Here is a 21,482-nt window from a genome sequence, read left to right as displayed (position 1 = left end):
AGTAGGGTAATTCCCTGTAAAGGTTTAAAAATAGTAGGAATTAGTTTTTTTATAAGTTGGTTTGATTAAAAAGTCTTAAACATTAGTTTAAGACTTTTTTTTAAACGTTAAAAAAAGCATAAAATTTTGTTTTTTTTTGTTATATTTGTTAGTGAATTACAGGTTGTTTTAAAAAAAAAAGGTTAGAGAGTGCTAAAATAAGTATTTATTTATTTTAGTTTTTTAAACCAAAAAGTATTATTTATCGTATATATTATAGTGCAATGCAAAGCACTGTTAGAGGTTATTATAATTTAAATTGCGTTTTTATGAAAAAAAATTACATTTATTCTTCGAAGAATGTAGTGCCTATGTTTTTTGTTTTTTTATTCGCTACTATATTTTCTTATGGTAGCCCTATAGATCCTATTAAAGTTACAAACGCTAATTGGTGGGAAGGGTATTTCGATAGGTTAATACCAAACACACCATCAGTAAATATTTCTTTAAGAAGTAATTCTTCGGCAATGTTTGCTGCACCTACTATAGATTTAAATAGTAATACTTCTGGTAATAATCACGATTTTCAAGTTCAGCCAGTGTATTTTTCTATTTACGGAACAAGTGTTTCTCCTATTGTAACATCAGATGGAAATGAAATTACTTCTGCGACTATAAGTTTAAGTGGAGTAGTTGATGAATTTGAATTGATATATATAAATAACGCAGAATTTACCGACGGGGCTGCAGGAGCCCCATATGAGTATAGATTTACTACCCCAAATGAAACACATACCCATACATATAGTGGTGTTCAATTAACATTAACGAGAACAAATAGTTCTTTTTCTGTCGTTAGATCTGGCGGAGGAAATATACCTAATAGTGTTTTTTTAGAATTATTAAATGATTTTAACTACGGGAATGATAATGATGGAGTAAATAATTCACCTGTATACACGGATGGTATAAGAACCATGGATGTTACGGTGACGGATACATCAGGTGATACAGCTAGTGCTCAAACAATAATCAGGGTATTTACAACATTGCCAACAGTTATAGATGATACAAGCTCGGTAGCCGCTAATAATACAGGTACTATTTCAGGTAATGTATTAACCAATGATTCAACAACGAATGCGCCATTACTAGTAGATGATATTAATTTATATCAATCTTCTGTAAGTGTTGCTTATACAACCCTTTATGGTACTATAACAATAGAGCCTGATGGTAGTTATGTATATGATGTTGATGAAACAAATACCACGGTTACTGGTTTAAAAGATACGGAAACAATACAAGATATTTTTTCATATACAGCAATTGATAATTTAGGGATTACAGATACAGGTATTCTTTCTATAGATATTAATGGAGTTACAGAGCCGCCAGTAGCTGAAGATAATTTTGATACTATTACCGTAGATGTTAACAATACAATTAACGGAAACGTTATTACAGATGATGGTCCTGATGGGGCAGATGCTATTGATAGAGGATTATCACAGTTAATTTGGGAAGATGAATTTATCGATGGTGAAATAGTTACTGGAAAATCTAAGACTATTAATGCTACAGATTTAGATTTTACAACAGAAGATATTAGTAGTATTGGTACAACAGATGATCAAAAGGTATTCACTACTGCTCAAAACGGTGGCCATACTGGGTATTTGTATTTCAATATAGATCCAGCAACAAATATACCTGGTGCAACTACAGATTTGGTTATCGATTTTGATAAACCAGTATTTAACTTGGGTTTTTTATTAGTAGATATTGATTATTCACAAGGAGATACCTGGCAAGATCAAATAACAATAGAAGGAACAACAGCCGCAGGTGCTGTTATCTCTTCTTTTAATTATATAACAACAGAAGATGTTATTGCTACAGGGAACCCTACTTTTTACGGAACAGGGTCAGCACCAACAACAGAAGCTACAGGAAATATAAATGTTTTCTTTACAGAACCAATAGAAAAATTAAGACTAAGTTATGGGTATGGACCAGCTGTAACAGCAGTTAATCCAGGATTTCAAATAGCAGGTGTTTCAGATATATATTGGCAAGATGAGGCATCTGTTTCTGTAATTACTTTAGAAGGTAATTTAGTTCCGCCAGGAGGCTTGGTTTATGCAGGAACCTATGGTACAATAACAATAAACCCTAATGGTACATATACGTACGTTTTAGATACAGGTAATCCTGCGGTTAGTAGTTTATTAGTAGGACAAACATTAACAGAAACGTTTAATTACTTAATATCAGATACATTTACATCAGATGATGCTAACTTGATTATAACAATTAATGGTAGTGCTTGTACAGTTTCTGCAGCTTCTAGTACAGAAACAGTATGTATAAACACAATTTTAACAAATATTACTCATAGTACAGCAGGTGCTACAGGTATTTCTAATAACGGTGTTTCGGGAGCAAATGGTTTACCAGCAGGAGTAAGTGCTTCATGGGCTTCCGATGAAATAACTATTAGCGGTACACCAACTGCATCAGGAACTTTTAACTATAGTATTGAGTTAACAGGTGGTTGTAATCCTGCGGTCAACGCCATAGGAACGATAACGGTAACACCAAACAATACAGCAGCCGCGGCAAGTACAACGCCAACGTTATGTATTGATACAGCATTAACAGATATTACGATTGCAACTAGTGGAGCTACAGGTATCGGAGCAGCAACAGATTTACCAGCAGGAGTAACCGCTTCTTGGTCATCAGATGTTATTACAATTACAGGAACTCCAACAGCATCAGGAATATTTAACTATAGCATTCCATTAACAGGAGGCTGTGGAACAGTAAACGCTACAGGAACGATAACGGTAACACCAAACAATACAGCAGCCGCGGCAAGTACAACGCCAACGTTATGTATTGATACAGCATTAACAGATATTACGATTGCAACTAGTGGAGCTACAGGTATCGGAGCAGCAACAGATTTACCAGCAGGAGTAACCGCTTCTTGGTCATCAGATGTTATTACAATAACAGGAACTCCAACAGCATCAGGAATATTTAACTATAGCATTCCATTAACAGGAGGCTGTGGAACAGTAAACGCTACAGGAACGATAACGGTAACACCAAACAATACAGCAGCCGCGGCAAGTACAACGCCAACGTTATGTATTGATACAGCATTAACAGATATTACGATTGCAACTAGTGGAGCTACAGGTATCGGAGCAGCAACAGATTTACCAGCAGGAGTAACCGCTTCTTGGTCATCAGATGTTATTACAATTACAGGAACTCCAACAGCATCAGGAATATTTAACTATAGTATTCCATTAACAGGAGGCTGTGGAACAGTAAACGCTACAGGAACGATAACGGTAACACCAAACAATACAGCAGCCGCGGCAAGTACAACGCCAACGTTATGTATTGATACAGCATTAACAGATATTACGATTGCAACTAGTGGAGCTACAGGTATCGGAGCAGCAACAGATTTACCAGCAGGAGTAACCGCTTCTTGGTCATCAGATGTTATTACAATTACAGGAACTCCAACAGCATCAGGAATATTTAACTATAGTATTCCATTAACAGGAGGCTGTGGAACAGTAAACGCTACAGGAACGATAACGGTAACACCAAACAATACAGCAGCCGCGGCAAGTACAGCGCCAACGTTATGTATTGATACAGCATTAACAGATATTACGATTGCAACTAGTGGAGCTACAGGTATCGGAGCAGCAACAGATTTACCAGCAGGAGTAACCGCTTCTTGGTCATCAGATGTTATTACAATAACAGGAACTCCAACAGCATCAGGAATATTTAACTATAGCATTCCATTAACAGGAGGCTGTGGAACAGTAAACGCTACAGGAACGATAACGGTAACATCAAACAATACAGCAGCCGCGGCAAGTACAACGCCAACGTTATGTATTGATACAGCATTAACAGATATTACGATTGCAACTAGTGGAGCTACAGGTATCGGAGCAGCAACAGATTTACCAGCAGGAGTAACCGCTTCTTGGTCATCAGATGTTATTACAATAACAGGAACTCCAACAGCATCAGGAATATTTAACTATAGCATTCCATTAACAGGAGGCTGTGGAACAGTAAACGCTACAGGAACGATAACGGTAACACCAAACAATACAGCAGCCGCGGCAAGTACAACGCCAACGTTATGTATTGATACAGCATTAACAGATATTACGATTGCAACTAGTGGAGCTACAGGTATCGGAGCAGCAACAGATTTACCAGCAGGAGTAACCGCTTCTTGGTCATCAGATGTTATTACAATTACAGGAACTCCAACAGCATCAGGAATATTTAACTATAGTATTCCATTAACAGGAGGCTGTGGAACAGTAAACGCTACAGGAACGATAACGGTAACACCAAACAATACAGCAGCCGCGGCAAGTACAGCGCCAACGTTATGTATTGATACAGCATTAACAGATATTACGATTGCAACTAGTGGAGCTACAGGTATCGGAGCAGCAACAGATTTACCAGCAGGAGTAACCGCTTCTTGGTCATCAGATGTTATTACAATAACAGGAACTCCAACAGCATCAGGAATATTTAACTATAGCATTCCATTAACAGGAGGCTGTGGAACAGTAAACGCTACAGGAACGATAACGGTAACACCAAACAATACAGCAGCCGCGGCAAGTACAACGCCAACGTTATGTATTGATACAGCATTAACAGATATTACGATTGCAACTAGTGGAGCTACAGGTATCGGAGCAGCAACAGATTTACCAGCAGGAGTAACCGCTTCTTGGTCATCAGATGTTATTACAATAACAGGAACTCCAACAGCATCAGGAATATTTAACTATAGCATTCCATTAACAGGAGGCTGTGGAACAGTAAACGCTACAGGAACGATAACGGTAACACCAAACAATACAGCAGCCGCGGCAAGTACAACGCCAACGTTATGTATTGATACAGCATTAACAGATATTACGATTGCAACTAGTGGAGCTACAGGTATCGGAGCAGCAACAGATTTACCAGCAGGAGTAACCGCTTCTTGGTCATCAGATGTTATTACAATAACAGGAACTCCAACAGCATCAGGAATATTTAACTATAGTATTCCATTAACAGGAGGCTGTGGAACAGTAAACGCTACAGGAACGATAACGGTAACACCAAACAATACAGCAGCCGCGGCAAGTACAGCGCCAACGTTATGTATTGATACAGCATTAACAGATATTACGATTGCAACTAGTGGAGCTACAGGTATCGGAGCAGCAACAGATTTACCAGCAGGAGTAACCGCTTCTTGGTCATCAGATGTTATTACAATAACAGGAACTCCAACAGCATCAGGAATATTTAACTATAGTATTCCATTAACAGGAGGCTGTGGAACAGTAAACGCTACAGGAACGATAACGGTAACACCAAACAATACAGCAGCCGCGGCAAGTACAGCGCCAACGTTATGTATTGATACAGCATTAACAGATATTACGATTGCAACTAGTGGAGCTACAGGTATCGGAGCAGCAACAGATTTACCAGCAGGAGTAACCGCTTCTTGGTCATCAGATGTTATTACAATAACAGGAACTCCAACAGCATCAGGAATATTTAACTATAGCATTCCATTAACAGGAGGCTGTGGAACAGTAAACGCTACAGGAACGATAACGGTAACACCAAACAATACAGCAGCCGCGGCAAGTACAACGCCAACGTTATGTATTGATACAGCATTAACAGATATTACGATTGCAACTAGTGGAGCTACAGGTATCGGAGCAGCAACAGATTTACCAGCAGGAGTAACCGCTTCTTGGTCATCAGATGTTATTACAATAACAGGAACTCCAACAGCATCAGGAATATTTAACTATAGCATTCCATTAACAGGAGGCTGTGGAACAGTAAACGCTACAGGAACGATAACGGTAACACCAAACAATACAGCAGCCGCGGCAAGTACAGCGCCAACGTTATGTATTGATACAGCATTAACAGATATTACGATTGCAACTAGTGGAGCTACAGGTATCGGAGCAGCAACAGATTTACCAGCAGGAGTAACCGCTTCTTGGTCATCAGATGTTATTACAATAACAGGAACTCCAACAGCATCAGGAATATTTAACTATAGCATTCCATTAACAGGAGGCTGTGGAACAGTAAACGCTACAGGAACGATAACGGTAACACCAAACAATACAGCAGCCGCGGCAAGTACAACGCCAACGTTATGTATTGATACAGCATTAACAGATATTACGATTGCAACTAGTGGAGCTACAGGTATCGGAGCAGCAACAGATTTACCAGCAGGAGTAACCGCTTCTTGGTCATCAGATGTTATTACAATAACAGGAACTCCAACAGCATCAGGAATATTTAACTATAGCATTCCATTAACAGGAGGCTGTGGAACAGTAAACGCTACAGGAACGATAACGGTAACACCAAACAATACAGCAGCCGCGGCAAGTACAACGCCAACGTTATGTATTGATACAGCATTAACAGATATTACGATTGCAACTAGTGGAGCTACAGGTATCGGAGCAGCAACAGATTTACCAGCAGGAGTAACCGCTTCTTGGTCATCAGATGTTATTACAATAACAGGAACTCCAACAGCATCAGGAATATTTAACTATAGTATTCCATTAACAGGAGGCTGTGGAACAGTAAACGCTACAGGAACGATAACGGTAACACCAAACAATACAGCAGCCGCGGCAAGTACAGCGCCAACGTTATGTATTGATACAGCATTAACAGATATTACGATTGCAACTAGTGGAGCTACAGGTATCGGAGCAGCAACAGATTTACCAGCAGGAGTAACCGCTTCTTGGTCATCAGATGTTATTACAATAACAGGAACTCCAACAGCATCAGGAATATTTAACTATAGTATTCCATTAACAGGAGGCTGTGGAACAGTAAACGCTACAGGAACGATAACGGTAACACCAAACAATACAGCAGCCGCGGCAAGTACAGCGCCAACGTTATGTATTGATACAGCATTAACAGATATTACGATTGCAACTAGTGGAGCTACAGGTATCGGAGCAGCAACAGATTTACCAGCAGGAGTAACCGCTTCTTGGTCATCAGATGTTATTACAATAACAGGAACTCCAACAGCATCAGGAATATTTAACTATAGCATTCCATTAACAGGAGGCTGTGGAACAGTAAACGCTACAGGAACGATAACGGTAACACCAAACAATACAGCAGCCGCGGCAAGTACAACGCCAACGTTATGTATTGATACAGCATTAACAGATATTACGATTGCAACTAGTGGAGCTACAGGTATCGGAGCAGCAACAGATTTACCAGCAGGAGTAACCGCTTCTTGGTCATCAGATGTTATTACAATAACAGGAACTCCAACAGCATCAGGAATATTTAACTATAGTATTCCATTAACAGGAGGCTGTGGAACAGTAAACGCTACAGGAACGATAACGGTAACACCAAACAATACAGCAGCCGCGGCAAGTACAACGCCAACGTTATGTATTGATACAGCATTAACAGATATTACGATTGCAACTAGTGGAGCTACAGGTATCGGAGCAGCAACAGATTTACCAGCAGGAGTAACCGCTTCTTGGTCATCAGATGTTATTACAATTACAGGAACTCCAACAGCATCAGGAATATTTAACTATAGTATTCCATTAACAGGAGGCTGTGGAACAGTAAACGCTACAGGAACGATAACGGTAACACCAAACAATACAGCAGCCGCGGCAAGTACAACGCCAACGTTATGTATTGATACAGCATTAACAGATATTACGATTGCAACTAGTGGAGCTACAGGTATCGGAGCAGCAACAGATTTACCAGCAGGAGTAACCGCTTCTTGGTCATCAGATGTTATTACAATTACAGGAACTCCAACAGCATCAGGAATATTTAACTATAGTATTCCATTAACAGGAGGCTGTGGAACAGTAAACGCTACAGGAACGATAACGGTAACACCAAACAATACAGCAGCCGCGGCAAGTACAGCGCCAACGTTATGTATTGATACAGCATTAACAGATATTACGATTGCAACTAGTGGAGCTACAGGTATCGGAGCAGCAACAGATTTACCAGCAGGAGTAACCGCTTCTTGGTCATCAGATGTTATTACAATAACAGGAACTCCAACAGCATCAGGAATATTTAACTATAGCATTCCATTAACAGGAGGCTGTGGAACAGTAAACGCTACAGGAACGATAACGGTAACACCAAACAATACAGCAGCCGCGGCAAGTACAACGCCAACGTTATGTATTGATACAGCATTAACAGATATTACGATTGCAACTAGTGGAGCTACAGGTATCGGAGCAGCAACAGATTTACCAGCAGGAGTAACCGCTTCTTGGTCATCAGATGTTATTACAATTGCAGGAACTCCAACAGCATCAGGAATATTTAACTATAGTATTCCATTAACAGGAGGCTGTGGAACAGTAAACGCTACAGGAACGATAACGGTAAATGCCTTAGACGATGCAAGTTTTAATTATAACGCAGCATCTTATTGTCAGACTGGAGTAGACCCAACACCAACTATTGGAGGATTAGCTGGTGGAACATTTACTAGCTCACCAGCAGGCTTAAATATAAAGCCCGGTAATGGTGGTATTGATTTAGATGTATCAACACCGGGTACATATACAGTGACTTATACCACATCAGGAGCTTGTCCTAATAGTTCGGACGTATCAGTAACTATTAATGATTTAGAACATTCTAGTTTTAATTATAGCACAGGAGCATATTGCGCAGATGCAACAGATCCAACACCTACAATAACGGGAGATACTGGAGGTAATTTTACAAGTACAGTAGGACTTATAATTAATGCTTCTTCAGGAGTAATTGATGTTAGTGCATCAACACCAGGAGCATATACCGTAACATATATTACAACAGGTCCTTGTCCCGATAGTTCAGATGTATCAGTAACAATTAATTCTGTTCCAAATGCTCCTGGTATAACAGGAGATAATCTTCTTTGTAATGGGGAAATGACTACTTTATCAACAACAGCGATTGGGACTATCGTTTGGAGTTCTGACACTCCTGGAGTCGCTTCAATTAACACTAGTACAGGAGAAGTTACTGCTGTTTCTGCAGGTACAACGAATATTACTTACACAGTAACAGACGGAAACGGTTGTTCTACTGAATCTTCATCATTTACAATTACAGTTAGTTGTATCGATGCGGTAGTAGATGATTTCACAGCAACCCCAGTAGATGGAGCAGCAGGAGGAACCTCAGGCGATGTCACCGCAAACGATACTTTAAACGGAGTAGCAGTTGTAGATTCAGAAATCAATATCACCTTAGATAACGATGACGGATCAGGAATCACAATAGATGGCAACGGAAACGTTGTTGTACCAGCAGGTACAGATTCAGGAAACTATACATTAACGTATACTATTTGTGAGATAGCAGTACCAAGTAACTGTGATACAACCACTGTAGATGTAATTGTAAACGGAACAATCGATGCGGTAGTAGATGATTTCACAGCAACCCCAGTAGATGGAGCAGCAGGAGGAACCTCAGGCGATGTCACCGCAAACGATACTTTAAACGGAGTAGCAGTTGTAGATTCAGAAATCAATATCACCTTAGATAACGATGACGGATCAGGAATCACAATAGATGGCAACGGAAACGTTGTTGTACCAGCAGGTACAGATTCAGGAAACTACACATTAACGTATACTATTTGTGAGATAGCAGTACCAAGTAACTGTGATACAACCACTGTAGATGTAATTGTAAACGGAACAATCGATGCGGTAGTAGATGATTTCACAGCAACCCCAGTAGATGGAGCAGCAGGAGGAACCTCAGGCGATGTCACCGCAAACGATACTTTAAACGGAGTAGCAGTTGTAGATTCAGAAATCAATATCACCTTAGATAACGATGACGGATCAGGAATCACAATAGATGGCAACGGAAACGTTGTTGTACCAGCAGGTACAGATTCAGGAAACTACACATTAACGTATACTATTTGTGAGATAGCAGTACCAAGTAACTGTGATACAACCACTGTAGATGTAATTGTAAACGGAACAATCGATGCGGTAGTAGATGATTTCACAGCAACCCCAGTAGATGGAGCAGCAGGAGGAACCTCAGGCGATGTCACCGCAAACGATACTTTAAACGGAGTAGCAGTTGTAGATTCAGAAATCAATATCACCTTAGATAACGATGACGGATCAGGAATCACAATAGATGGCAACGGAAACGTTGTTGTACCAGCAGGTACAGATTCAGGAAACTATACATTAACGTATACTATTTGTGAGATAGCAGTACCAAGTAACTGTGATACAACCACTGTAGATGTAATTGTAAACGGAACAATCGATGCGGTAGTAGATGATTTCACAGCAACCCCAGTAGATGGAGCAGCAGGAGGAACCTCAGGCGATGTCACCGCAAACGATACTTTAAACGGAGTAGCAGTTGTAGATTCAGAAATCAATATCACCTTAGATAACGATGACGGATCAGGAATCACAATAGATGGCAACGGAAACGTTGTTGTACCAGCAGGTACAGATTCAGGAAACTACACATTAACGTATACTATTTGTGAGATAGCAGTACCAAGTAACTGTGATACAACCACTGTAGATGTAATTGTAAACGGAACAATCGATGCGGTAGTAGATGATTTCACAGCAACCCCAGTAGATGGAGCAGCAGGAGGAACCTCAGGCGATGTCACCGCAAACGATACTTTAAACGGAGTAGCAGTTGTAGATTCAGAAATCAATATCACCTTAGATAACGATGACGGATCAGGAATCACAATAGATGGCAACGGAAACGTTGTTGTACCAGCAGGTACAGATTCAGGAAACTACACATTAACGTATACTATTTGTGAGATAGCAGTACCAAGTAACTGTGATACAACCACTGTAGATGTAATTGTAAACGGAACAATCGATGCGGTAGTAGATGATTTCACAGCAACCCCAGTAGATGGAGCAGCAGGAGGAACCTCAGGCGATGTCACCGCAAACGATACTTTAAACGGAGTAGCAGTTGTAGATTCAGAAATCAATATCACCTTAGATAACGATGACGGATCAGGAATCACAATAGATGGCAACGGAAACGTTGTTGTACCAGCAGGTACAGATTCAGGAAACTACACATTAACGTATACTATTTGTGAGATAGCAGTACCAAGTAACTGTGATACAACCACTGTAGATGTAATTGTAAACGGAACAATCGATGCGGTAGTAGATGATTTCACAGCAACCCCAGTAGATGGAGCAGCAGGAGGAACCTCAGGCGATGTCACCGCAAACGATACTTTAAACGGAGTAGCAGTTGTAGATTCAGAAATCAATATCACCTTAGATAACGATGACGGATCAGGAATCACAATAGATGGCAACGGAAACGTTGTTGTACCAGCAGGTACAGATTCAGGAAACTACACATTAACGTATACTATTTGTGAGATAGCAGTACCAAGTAACTGTGATACAACCACTGTAGATGTAATTGTAAACGGAACAATCGATGCGGTAGTAGATGATTTCACAGCAACCCCAGTAGATGGAGCAGCAGGAGGAACCTCAGGCGATGTCACCGCAAACGATACTTTAAACGGAGTAGCAGTTGTAGATTCAGAAATCAATATCACCTTAGATAACGATGACGGATCAGGAATCACAATAGATGGCAACGGAAACGTTGTTGTACCAGCAGGTACAGATTCAGGAAACTACACATTAACGTATACTATTTGTGAGATAGCAGTACCAAGTAACTGTGATACAACCACTGTAGATGTAATTGTAAACGGAACAATCGATGCGGTAGTAGATGATTTCACAGCAACCCCAGTAGATGGAGCAGCAGGAGGAACCTCAGGCGATGTCACCGCAAACGATACTTTAAACGGAGTAGCAGTTGTAGATTCAGAAATCAATATCACCTTAGATAACGATGACGGATCAGGAATCACAATAGATGGCAACGGAAACGTTGTTGTACCAGCAGGTACAGATTCAGGAAACTACACATTAACGTATACTATTTGTGAGATAGCAGTACCAAGTAACTGTGATACAACCACTGTAGATGTAATTGTAAACGGAACAATCGATGCGGTAGTAGATGATTTCACAGCAACCCCAGTAGATGGAGCAGCAGGAGGAACCTCAGGCGATGTCACCGCAAACGATACTTTAAACGGAGTAGCAGTTGTAGATTCAGAAATCAATATCACCTTAGATAACGATGACGGATCAGGAATCACAATAGATGGCAACGGAAACGTTGTTGTACCAGCAGGTACAGATTCAGGAAACTACACATTAACGTATACTATTTGTGAGATAGCAGTACCAAGTAACTGTGATACAACCACTGTAGATGTAATTGTAAACGGAACAATCGATGCGGTAGTAGATGATTTCACAGCAACCCCAGTAGATGGAGCAGCAGGAGGAACCTCAGGCGATGTCACCGCAAACGATACTTTAAACGGAGTAGCAGTTGTAGATTCAGAAATCAATATCACCTTAGATAACGATGACGGATCAGGAATCACAATAGATGGCAACGGAAACGTTGTTGTACCAGCAGGTACAGATTCAGGAAACTACACATTAACGTATACTATTTGTGAGATAGCAGTACCAAGTAACTGTGATACAACCACTGTAGATGTAATTGTAAACGGAACAATCGATGCGGTAGTAGATGATTTCACAGCAACCCCAGTAGATGGAGCAGCAGGAGGAACCTCAGGCGATGTCACCGCAAACGATACTTTAAACGGAGTAGCAGTTGTAGATTCAGAAATCAATATCACCTTAGATAACGATGACGGATCAGGAATCACAATAGATGGCAACGGAAACGTTGTTGTACCAGCAGGTACAGATTCAGGAAACTATACATTAACGTATACTATTTGTGAGATAGCAGTACCAAGTAACTGTGATACAACCACTGTAGATGTAATTGTGTTTTTAGACACTGATGGAGATGGAATTGTAGATGCAGATGATATAGATGATGACAACGATGGTATTCCAGATATAGCAGAAGGAAACGGCGATACAGACGGTGACGGAATTCCAGATAGTTTAGACTTAGACTCAGATAATGACGGGATTTTAGATGTTAATGAAGGTGGAAATGGAGACTTAGATACAAACGGAGACGGTGTAATCGATGCAAATGATGGGGCATCTGGAGCTGATTCAGATGGCGATGGTCAAGCAGACGCATCAGTAGATGCAGATGAAGAACCAGATACCGATGGAGATGGCGTACCAGATTATCAAGATTTAGATTCAGATAATGACGGAATCAACGATGTTATAGAAGATGATAATATCGATGCAAATAACGATGGAATTGCAGACGGAATAGATGCCGATGGCGATGGAATTGTAGACAGTGCAGATGCAGACGATGCTAACTTCGGAGAAGGAAACGGCGGAGAGCCAGATAATACGGACAGCGATGGCGATGGCGTACCAGACTATCAAGATTTAGATAGTGACGACGACGGAATCAATGATGTTGTAGAAGGCGGAAACGAAGAATCAGATGCTAATGGCGATGGAATCGTTGATGGAGCAGATACAGACGGCGACGGAATCTTAGACGAAGTAGATGAAGATGACGGAAACTTTGGAGATGCAGGAAATACAGATGTAAACGATACTGATCCAACTGATCCAACCGATGGCGGAAACGGAACAGTAGGCGATAGCGGAACCGATGCTGATGGCGATGGAATTGCAGATAGTGTAGATGGTGATGACGCGAACTTCGGAGATGCAATCGACACCGACGGTGATGGAATTGTAGATGCAGATGATGTAGATGATGACAACGATGGTATTCCAGATACAGCAGAAGGAAACGGCGATACAGACGGGGACGGAATTCCAGATAGTTTAGACTTAGACTCAGATAATGACGGGATTTTAGATGTTAATGAGGGAGGAAATGGAGATTTAGATACAAACGGAGACGGTGTAATCGATGCAAACGATGGCGCATCAGGAGCCGATACAAATGGCGATGGTCAAGCAGACGCATCAGTAGATGCAGATGAAGAACCAGATACCGATGGAGATGGCGTACCAGATTATCAAGATTTAGATTCAGATAATGACGGAATCAACGATGTTATAGAAGATGATAATATCGATGCAAATAACGATGGAATTGCAGACGGAATAGATGCCGATGGCGATGGAATTGTAGACAGTGCAGATGCAGACGATGCTAACTTCGGAGAAGGTAATGGAGGAGAACCTGATAATACCGACAGTGATGGCGATGGCGTACCAGACTATCAAGATTTAGATAGTGACGACGACGGAATCAATGATGTTGTAGAAGGCGGAAACGAAGAATCAGATGCTAATGGCGATGGAATCGTTGATGGAGCAGATACAGATGGCGACGGAATCTTAGACGAAGTAGATGAAGATGACGGAAACTTTGGAGACGCAGGAAATACAGATGTAAACGATACCGATCCAACTGATCCAACCGATGGCGGAAACGGAACAGTAGGTGATAGTGGAACCGATGCCGATGGCGATGGAATTGCAGATAGTGTAGATGGTGATGATGGTGTTTTTGGAGATGTAGAAGCATGTATAAAAATATTTAATGAATTTACACCTAATGGTGATGGAAATAATGATGTTTTTGTAATCGATTGTATAGAGAATTACCCTAACAATAGCTTAGAGATTTATAACAGATGGGGAAACACTGTTTATAAAGCTTCAGGTTACAATAATACTGATGTTTCATTCAAAGGAATATCTAACGGTAGGGTGACAATAAATGAAGAAGGTAAGTTACCTGTTGGAACTTATTTTTATGTGTTAGATCTTGGAGATGGTTCTGAACCTACATCTGGATGGTTATATATAAATAGATAAAATAATTAAATCATAAAATGAAATACTTTAAGTATGAATAGAATAAATTTTCATATAAAAATAACATTACTATTGTTATTAAGTTTATCAGGAGTTGTTTACTCACAGCAAGATCCGCAGTATACTCAATATATGTATAATACAATGAGTGTTAACCCTGCTTATGTAGGCTCTAGGGGGCATACAACAATAACTGCACTAGGTAGAACTCAGTGGGTTGGTTTAGATGGTGCGCCAGATACCCAAACATTAAGTTATGACACTCCTTTGGGATATAGTGGAGTAGGATTAGGGGTTAATTTAACAAATGACAGAATTGGGCCTTCAAATGAAATTTATTTAGATGCTAATGTTTCGTATACAATACGTACAGGTGATGAAGGAAATTTAGCATTTGGATTAAAGTTAGGGGCTAGACATTTAAGTATTGACTGGAGTAAAGGGCTTTCACAAAATCCAGATGCTCTTTTGTCTGATAATGTTAGTGAGTTTTTACCAACTATTGGAGCAGGTGTATATTTTCATAAACCAAAATGGTATGTTGGTTTAGCGGTTCCTAATTTATTAAGAACAGACCATTATGATGATACAGTAAATGGAGGAGATGTAGCTGAAGAACGTTTACATTTCTTTTTAATAACAGGTTATGTTTTTGATATAAATGAGGATTTAAAATTCAAACCAGCGGCCTTGGCAAAAATTGTAAAAGGAGCTCCTTTGTCTATAGATGTTTCTGCAAATTTCCTATTTCAAGAAAAGTTTACTGCAGGATTAGCATGGAGGTGGGATGATTCGTTAAGTGCTTTATTAGGTTTCCAAGCAAGTAGAAGTATGTATATAGGATTTGCATATGATTTAACGACTTCTAATTATAGTAATTATAATTCAGGGACTTATGAATTAATGCTACGTTACGAGATTTTTAAACAACAAACAATGAAGTCGCCAAGATTCTTCTAAATATAATAACAGATGAAAAAAACAATACTATTAGTATTCTTAATTACCAGCGTTGTTAGTTTTGGACAACGAAAATATGCAGCAGACAGATACTTTAAAGAGTTTGCTTATAAAAAATCTGCAGAGCTTTATGAAGTTTTGTATCAAAAAGGAGATACATCACAAGTAGTTGTAAGTAGGTTAGCTGATTCATATTATTATAATGCAGAGTTTGTGAAGGCAGAGGTGTGGTATGAAGAATTAATGCAGAATTTTGAAAATAAAGAAACAACAAAACACTTTTTTAGATATGCACAGGTATTAAAAAGTAACGGTAAAGTTTCTGAATCAGATAAATGGCTTCAAAAAATAAAAAAAATTGAAGCAACAGATAGTAGACCAATTGCATTAGATGAAAATCAAGATTATTTTGTAGAATACACGAATAAAGAAAAGATTTATATAAATGTTCATAATGTAGCTACAAACACAAAATATTCAGATTTCGGTGGTTTTATATTTGATAACAAATTATATTATGCCTCAACTAAACCTTTAAATATTAAAAAAGATGTTAAGTTATATGAATGGAATAATCAACCTTTCTTAAACATATATAGCTCTGAATTAAAAGATATAGATGCTGATAAAATCCTTGATATTTCTGAAGCAAAAAGGTTAAAAGAATTATCAACAAGTTATCACGAGTCAAACACTATTATCACTAAAAACGGTAAAACAATGTATTTTACTAGAGATAATTTTGACGGTGAAGAGCTAAAAGGAGATGATAATCGTACAACTCATTTAAAAATTTATAAAGCAACTAATGTTGATGGTGAATGGTCAAAAGTAAGAGAACTACCTTTTAATACAGATAATTATTCATACGGACATCCAGCATTAAGTCCTGATGAAAAGACATTATATTTTGTTTCTGATATGCCAAATGGATTTGGAGAAACAGATATTTATAAAGTAGCTATATTAGAAGATGATAAATACGGAGAACCTATCAATTTAGGAAAACAAATTAATACAGAAAGTAGAGAGATGTTTCCTTTTGTAGGTATTGATAATACTCTTTATTTTGCCTCAGATGGTCATATAGGGCTAGGAGCTTTAGATGTTTTTGAATCGAAAATAAAAAACAGTAAATTTTCAAGACCAATAAACTTAGGGGCACCCGTAAATGGCCCTTTAGATGATTTTTCTTTTGTAATAAATAATCAAAGAAGTAAAGGTTTTTTCTCGTCAAATAGAAAAGGTGGTAAAGGAGATGATGATATTTATAGCTTTTTAATTTATGACTGTAAAGAAGATATAGAAGGTGTTGTTACTAATTCTCGTACAGGTAATCCAATGTTTAATGTAGAGGTTAGATTGATTGATTCAGAAGGCAACCCTATTTCAAAACAGATAACAAAAGAAGATGGAAGGTATGTTTTTAAAAGAATAGATTGTGAGAATAATTTTACAGTAGTAGCTTCTAAAGTAGATTTTAAAGATACACAAAAACAAGTGCAAACAGTAGATGTAAATAATAAGTTAATTAATGTAAATTTAACACTGGAGTCTCTTATTGTAGAGGATCAAATAGTAATTAAACCTATTTATTTTGATTTTGACTTATCTAATATTAGAGAAGATGCAGAATATGAATTGGAGCATATAGTATCTGTGATGAAAAATCACCCCGAAATGGTTATAAAAATAGAATCACATACCGATAGTAGAGGAACTAAAGAGTATAATAAGCGTTTATCAACTAGTAGAGCTATTTCTACGAGAGATTATATTGTTTCTAGAGGTATTGCATCAAACAGAATTAAAAGTGCTTTAGGATTTGGAGAAAGTCAATTATTAAACGACTGTGATGATGCAAATCAAAGTAAATGTAGTAAAGAGGAGCATCAAAAAAATAGACGTTCTTATTTTTATATTTTAGATGGAGGAAAAAACGTAAAGGTCAATAATTAATGTGCTTTACATAGTCATAAAAAAACCTCGAAGTTATCTTCGAGGTTTTTTTATGACTGTATTTTACGCTATTTATTAAAAGCAAAAAAACCACATAAATTAATATGTGGTTTTTTTTGTGACCTCGGCTGGATTCAAACCAGCAACCTCTTGAGCCGTAATCAAGTGCGCTATTCAGTTGCGCCACGAGGCCGTTTTGCGGGTGCAAATATACAGATGTTTTTTAATTAAAAAAGCAAAAAAACATTTTTTTTTGCTTTTTATTTTTTAAAATTAATTAACCTCTTGCTTAAAATTATCTATTATTTCCTGAGCATGCTCAGAATCAGATTTGTAGATGAATAATTCACAAGAATCTCCAGTTGATCCAAAACCAGCTAATCTACCAGATTCTTTACTGTCTTTAATTAAAGTTGCTATGTTAGCTTCGTCAAGTAAAAAAGCTAGTCTGTTTGTTAAAATAGTGGTTCCTGTATATACTTTTATATGCTCTTTCATAATTATAAGTTTTTTAGTCTAGTGAGTTTATTGTTACAAAAGCACGCCATCCAATAATTGCTAATTGAAATTTAGTAGCTTTAGAAATGTCTAACTCTTTTTGTGTAAAAGAGGGTAGTATCATTTTATTTAACTTTGCTAAAAATTTAAAAAATTGTTTTTTCATTATAAGTTTGATTCTATATCAAAAATACTGAAAAATAATTTGTTAAACTGAGTGAAGTGAAAAAGGATTACTCCACTCAATTTAATAAATATGATGTTTACTTTTTACTTTCCATCATTTTCTTGGCGAGATCTGCTCCAATTAGCGATTGTAACAAGTTTCCGTCATTCCCGTTCTTACTCCCTTCAATATATGTAGATGGTAGCTGTAAATCTTTTATTTGGCCTGCTACTCCAACTGCTGTTTTGTATTCCCACTCAGCCTTTTCTTGCGGAGTTAAACCAGCGCTAACTAGTTTAGAATTTTCGTAATACATTGCATCAGCAGCAACTTTTTTACTTTTTGCTTTAAACTGTTCAACTTCGTATTGTTTTTTTCTTTGATTAAGTTAAAACCAGCAACTTTTGCTTCGGTTTCAGCTTCAATGGTTTGCTGAATTTGAATTTTCTCTAAACGAGCTCTTTCTTTTGCTTTTTCAGACTCTCCTTTTGCAACTTCTTTTTTAGCTCTATAATATTCGCGCTCTGCTTGTTGTTTTTCAAGTTGTGTTTGTGCAACTTCATTTTTTTGTAAATCTAAGCGTTCGTCAAAAGAAGCTTCCCAATCGATACCCGTTACTTGTGCTTGGTATATTTTTAAACCATATTGTTTTAAGGTATTAGAGTTGTCTCTAACAATATTACCATTGTCATTTCTTTTTATTCTGAACTTTTTTTGCTTACTAGATTTACCAACCTTTATTTTTCTGATGGTAGTGGTGTCACCTACAATTTCATTCATGTTTTCAGCTTCATAATATTGCTCTACTTGATACATTCCGTTTTCTAATTGATCTCTAAAATACCTGTCAAAATCAGATGCTTGACCAGAAATGTAATCTTGTGCATCCATTAGCTTACATGTATTTTTAATCGCTGCGTCAATATTCGGTAAAACTCTTCCGTATATTAATTTAGATTCACTCCTGTTTCTGTCGGCCATATTTAAAAATACTTCCTCGTCGTTAATGTTAACTCCTACAATTACAGAAGTGCTTATCTCCGCTTTAATAGCATCACTGAATTCCCATTTCTGAGCTTTTCGGTTATAAATTCCTTGATCACTTTTAGGTAATTCACTTTCATCATCAACAATAATATCTTTTATTGATGTTTCGTATGAAAGCGGAATAATTCTACCCCACCATTTAAGTTTTAAACCCTGTGTGGTAATCATTTTATCACCACCAGAAACAAATTGTACGGCATAGGCTGTACCGGCATCTGCGTAAAAAAACATTCCTGTAATAATACTCATAAGAGCACCAAGTATGGTTAGCTGAATGCTTCTTTGTAGGGTGAACCAGTTTAGTATTTTACTGTTTTTAAAAATTGAATTTAATACAATGGTAATTAACCCTGTAATAATTAATAATACTCCGATAAATGTTAGCATAATATATAGTTTGGTTTTAAAAGTTGATTAGTATAATAGTGTTATAATAGTTGCAATTTTTACTGCAATAGTAATTATTTTAGTAGTAATAGTTATCATGAATTTTAATGTTTTTAATAGGTTAATACTGATTGATTCCGGAATTGTTTTATCAATATATATCAAAGAGAATCATACTTCCAAAAACTTAAGTATAAATTAATCTGTTTGTGTTTTATTATTAATAAAAAAAAATACATTGTGTTTTAATATGAAACTAAAATTACTTGTTTTTTGTTTTATTTATTAATTTTTTAGGTTGTTTTGTGTTTTAATATGTAATAAACTAAAGAAGTTTTTTAAATGAATACTTAAAACTAAAGCAAAAAGTGTTTAAATAGCAGCTTTTTTTAGTTGTTTGATTATTGAAAACTAAATAAAAAGTGTTGTTTTAAAAATTAGGTGAAGGTATTTTTTGATGTATTTGAAGGTTGTAATTTTTGAAATCAAAGCAGTATCTTCGCAAAAAATAATAATATTACATGAGTGTTGTATATATAATAATAGGATTGATTTTGTTGGTTTTTGGAGGGGAGTTTTTAGTTCGTTCTTCTGTGGGATTATCTTTTAAATTGAATATCTCTAAAATGGTAATTGGTATGACGGTGGTTTCTTTTGCAACTTCAGCACCAGAACTATTAGTTAGTTTGCAGGCAGCTTTAGATGGTTCTCCGGCAATTGCCATAAACAATGTTATTGGATCTAATATTGCTAATATCGGAATGGTTTTAGGTATAACAGCGTTAATTGGTCCTATTGCAATAAGTAAAGATTTTTATAAAATAAATTGGCCAGTGATGATGTTGTTTTCTCTAGCTCTTTGGGGAATGTTGAGCTATAACAATGATTTAAATGCTATTGAAGGTGGTGTTTTATTGATTGGTTTAGCGTTGTTTTTAGTTTATTTAATAAAAAATGCAAAATCAGATCAAAGCAGTGAAGAGGTAGATGATGCACTGGCGGCGGTAAGTTATTTTAAAATAATCATTTGGTTGTTAATCGGTGGATTGGCATTGTATTTTGGTTCTGAGTTATTGGTAGATGGCGCAAAAACATTGGCAAGAAATCAAGGAATTAGTGAAGGGGTAATATCTGTAACGATGATTGCTATCGGAACTAGTGTTCCGGAATTAGCAGCTTCAGTAATAGCGGCAATAAGAGGTGAAAAGGCAATATCATTAGGGAACTTGTTAGGGTCTAATATTTTTAATATTGCTTCTGTATTGGGTTTAACTTCTATGATAACAACTATAAAAGTAACCGAGCCACAAATATTAAGTAAAGATATATTCTGGATGTTAGGTTTCGCTTTTGTTTTATTACCGATGGCTTATTTTTATAAAAAAAATGAAATAGGAAGAATCAAAGGTTTTGTGCTGCTAATAGGATATGTTTCTTTTATCTATTTAGCTTTTAAATAGAATTATAAA

At 37.4% G+C, this 21,482-nt stretch carries 8 protein-coding genes and 1 tRNA gene; 4 read left to right on the top strand and 5 right to left on the bottom strand.

Annotation, left to right across the window (positions count from 1 at the left end; translation table 11 throughout):
* Positions 1-308: 308 nt before the first annotated feature.
* From RRF68_RS06225 to RRF68_RS06215, 3 genes are read left to right on the top strand one after another with little or no spacing between them, the layout of a single operon-like run.
* On the top strand, positions 309-14,996 hold the full coding sequence (locus RRF68_RS06225; protein WP_315945331.1) for a gliding motility-associated C-terminal domain-containing protein: 14,688 nt from the start codon (positions 309-311) through the stop codon (positions 14,994-14,996).
* 33 nt (positions 14,997-15,029) lie between these two features.
* Positions 15,030-15,956 carry a type IX secretion system membrane protein PorP/SprF gene (locus tag RRF68_RS06220; protein WP_315945330.1) on the top strand — a complete coding sequence of 309 codons (927 nt, stop codon included), beginning with the start codon at positions 15,030-15,032 and terminating at the stop codon, positions 15,954-15,956.
* Between the two features lie 12 nt (positions 15,957-15,968).
* Positions 15,969-17,915: an OmpA family protein gene (locus tag RRF68_RS06215; RefSeq protein WP_315945329.1), complete on the top strand. Its 1,947-nt coding sequence runs from the start codon at positions 15,969-15,971 to the stop codon at positions 17,913-17,915.
* Between the two features lie 119 nt (positions 17,916-18,034).
* On the opposite strand, the gene RRF68_RS06210 is transcribed toward RRF68_RS06215, so the two are convergent.
* The 5 genes from RRF68_RS06210 to RRF68_RS06190 all read right to left on the bottom strand — a co-directional run bounded on the left by RRF68_RS06210 (position 18,035) and on the right by RRF68_RS06190 (position 20,013).
* Positions 18,035-18,108: transfer RNA gene (locus tag RRF68_RS06210), tRNA-Arg, on the bottom strand.
* 80 nt (positions 18,109-18,188) lie between these two features.
* The gene (locus tag RRF68_RS06205) at positions 18,189-18,413 is read right to left on the bottom strand and encodes a putative signal transducing protein (RefSeq protein WP_218771272.1); all 225 of its coding nucleotides are present in this window, start codon (positions 18,411-18,413) and stop codon (positions 18,189-18,191) included.
* Between the two features lie 13 nt (positions 18,414-18,426).
* Positions 18,427-18,579: an SsrA-binding protein gene (locus RRF68_RS06200; RefSeq protein WP_218771271.1), complete on the bottom strand. Its 153-nt coding sequence runs from the start codon at positions 18,577-18,579 to the stop codon at positions 18,427-18,429.
* Between the two features lie 97 nt (positions 18,580-18,676).
* Positions 18,677-18,895 (bottom strand): hypothetical protein, encoded by a 219-nt coding sequence (locus RRF68_RS06195; RefSeq protein ID WP_315945328.1) that lies wholly within the window; start codon positions 18,893-18,895, stop codon positions 18,677-18,679.
* Positions 18,871-20,013: an SPFH domain-containing protein gene (locus tag RRF68_RS06190; protein WP_315945327.1), complete on the bottom strand. Its 1,143-nt coding sequence runs from the start codon at positions 20,011-20,013 to the stop codon at positions 18,871-18,873. The genes RRF68_RS06195 and RRF68_RS06190 overlap by 25 nt, the downstream gene beginning before the upstream one ends.
* 521 nt (positions 20,014-20,534) lie before the next feature.
* Here RRF68_RS06190 and RRF68_RS06185 point away from each other — a divergent pair.
* Positions 20,535-21,473 (top strand): calcium/sodium antiporter, encoded by a 939-nt coding sequence (locus RRF68_RS06185; protein ID WP_218771269.1) that lies wholly within the window; start codon positions 20,535-20,537, stop codon positions 21,471-21,473.
* Positions 21,474-21,482: the final 9 nt, after the last annotated feature.

The organism is Tenacibaculum sp. HL-MS23 (genome assembly GCF_032463465.1).
GTDB lineage: Bacteria > Bacteroidota > Bacteroidia > Flavobacteriales > Flavobacteriaceae > Polaribacter > Polaribacter bernardetii.
The sequence above is the reverse complement of the archived record's forward strand: the minus strand, read 5'-3'. Positions and strand labels throughout refer to the sequence as shown.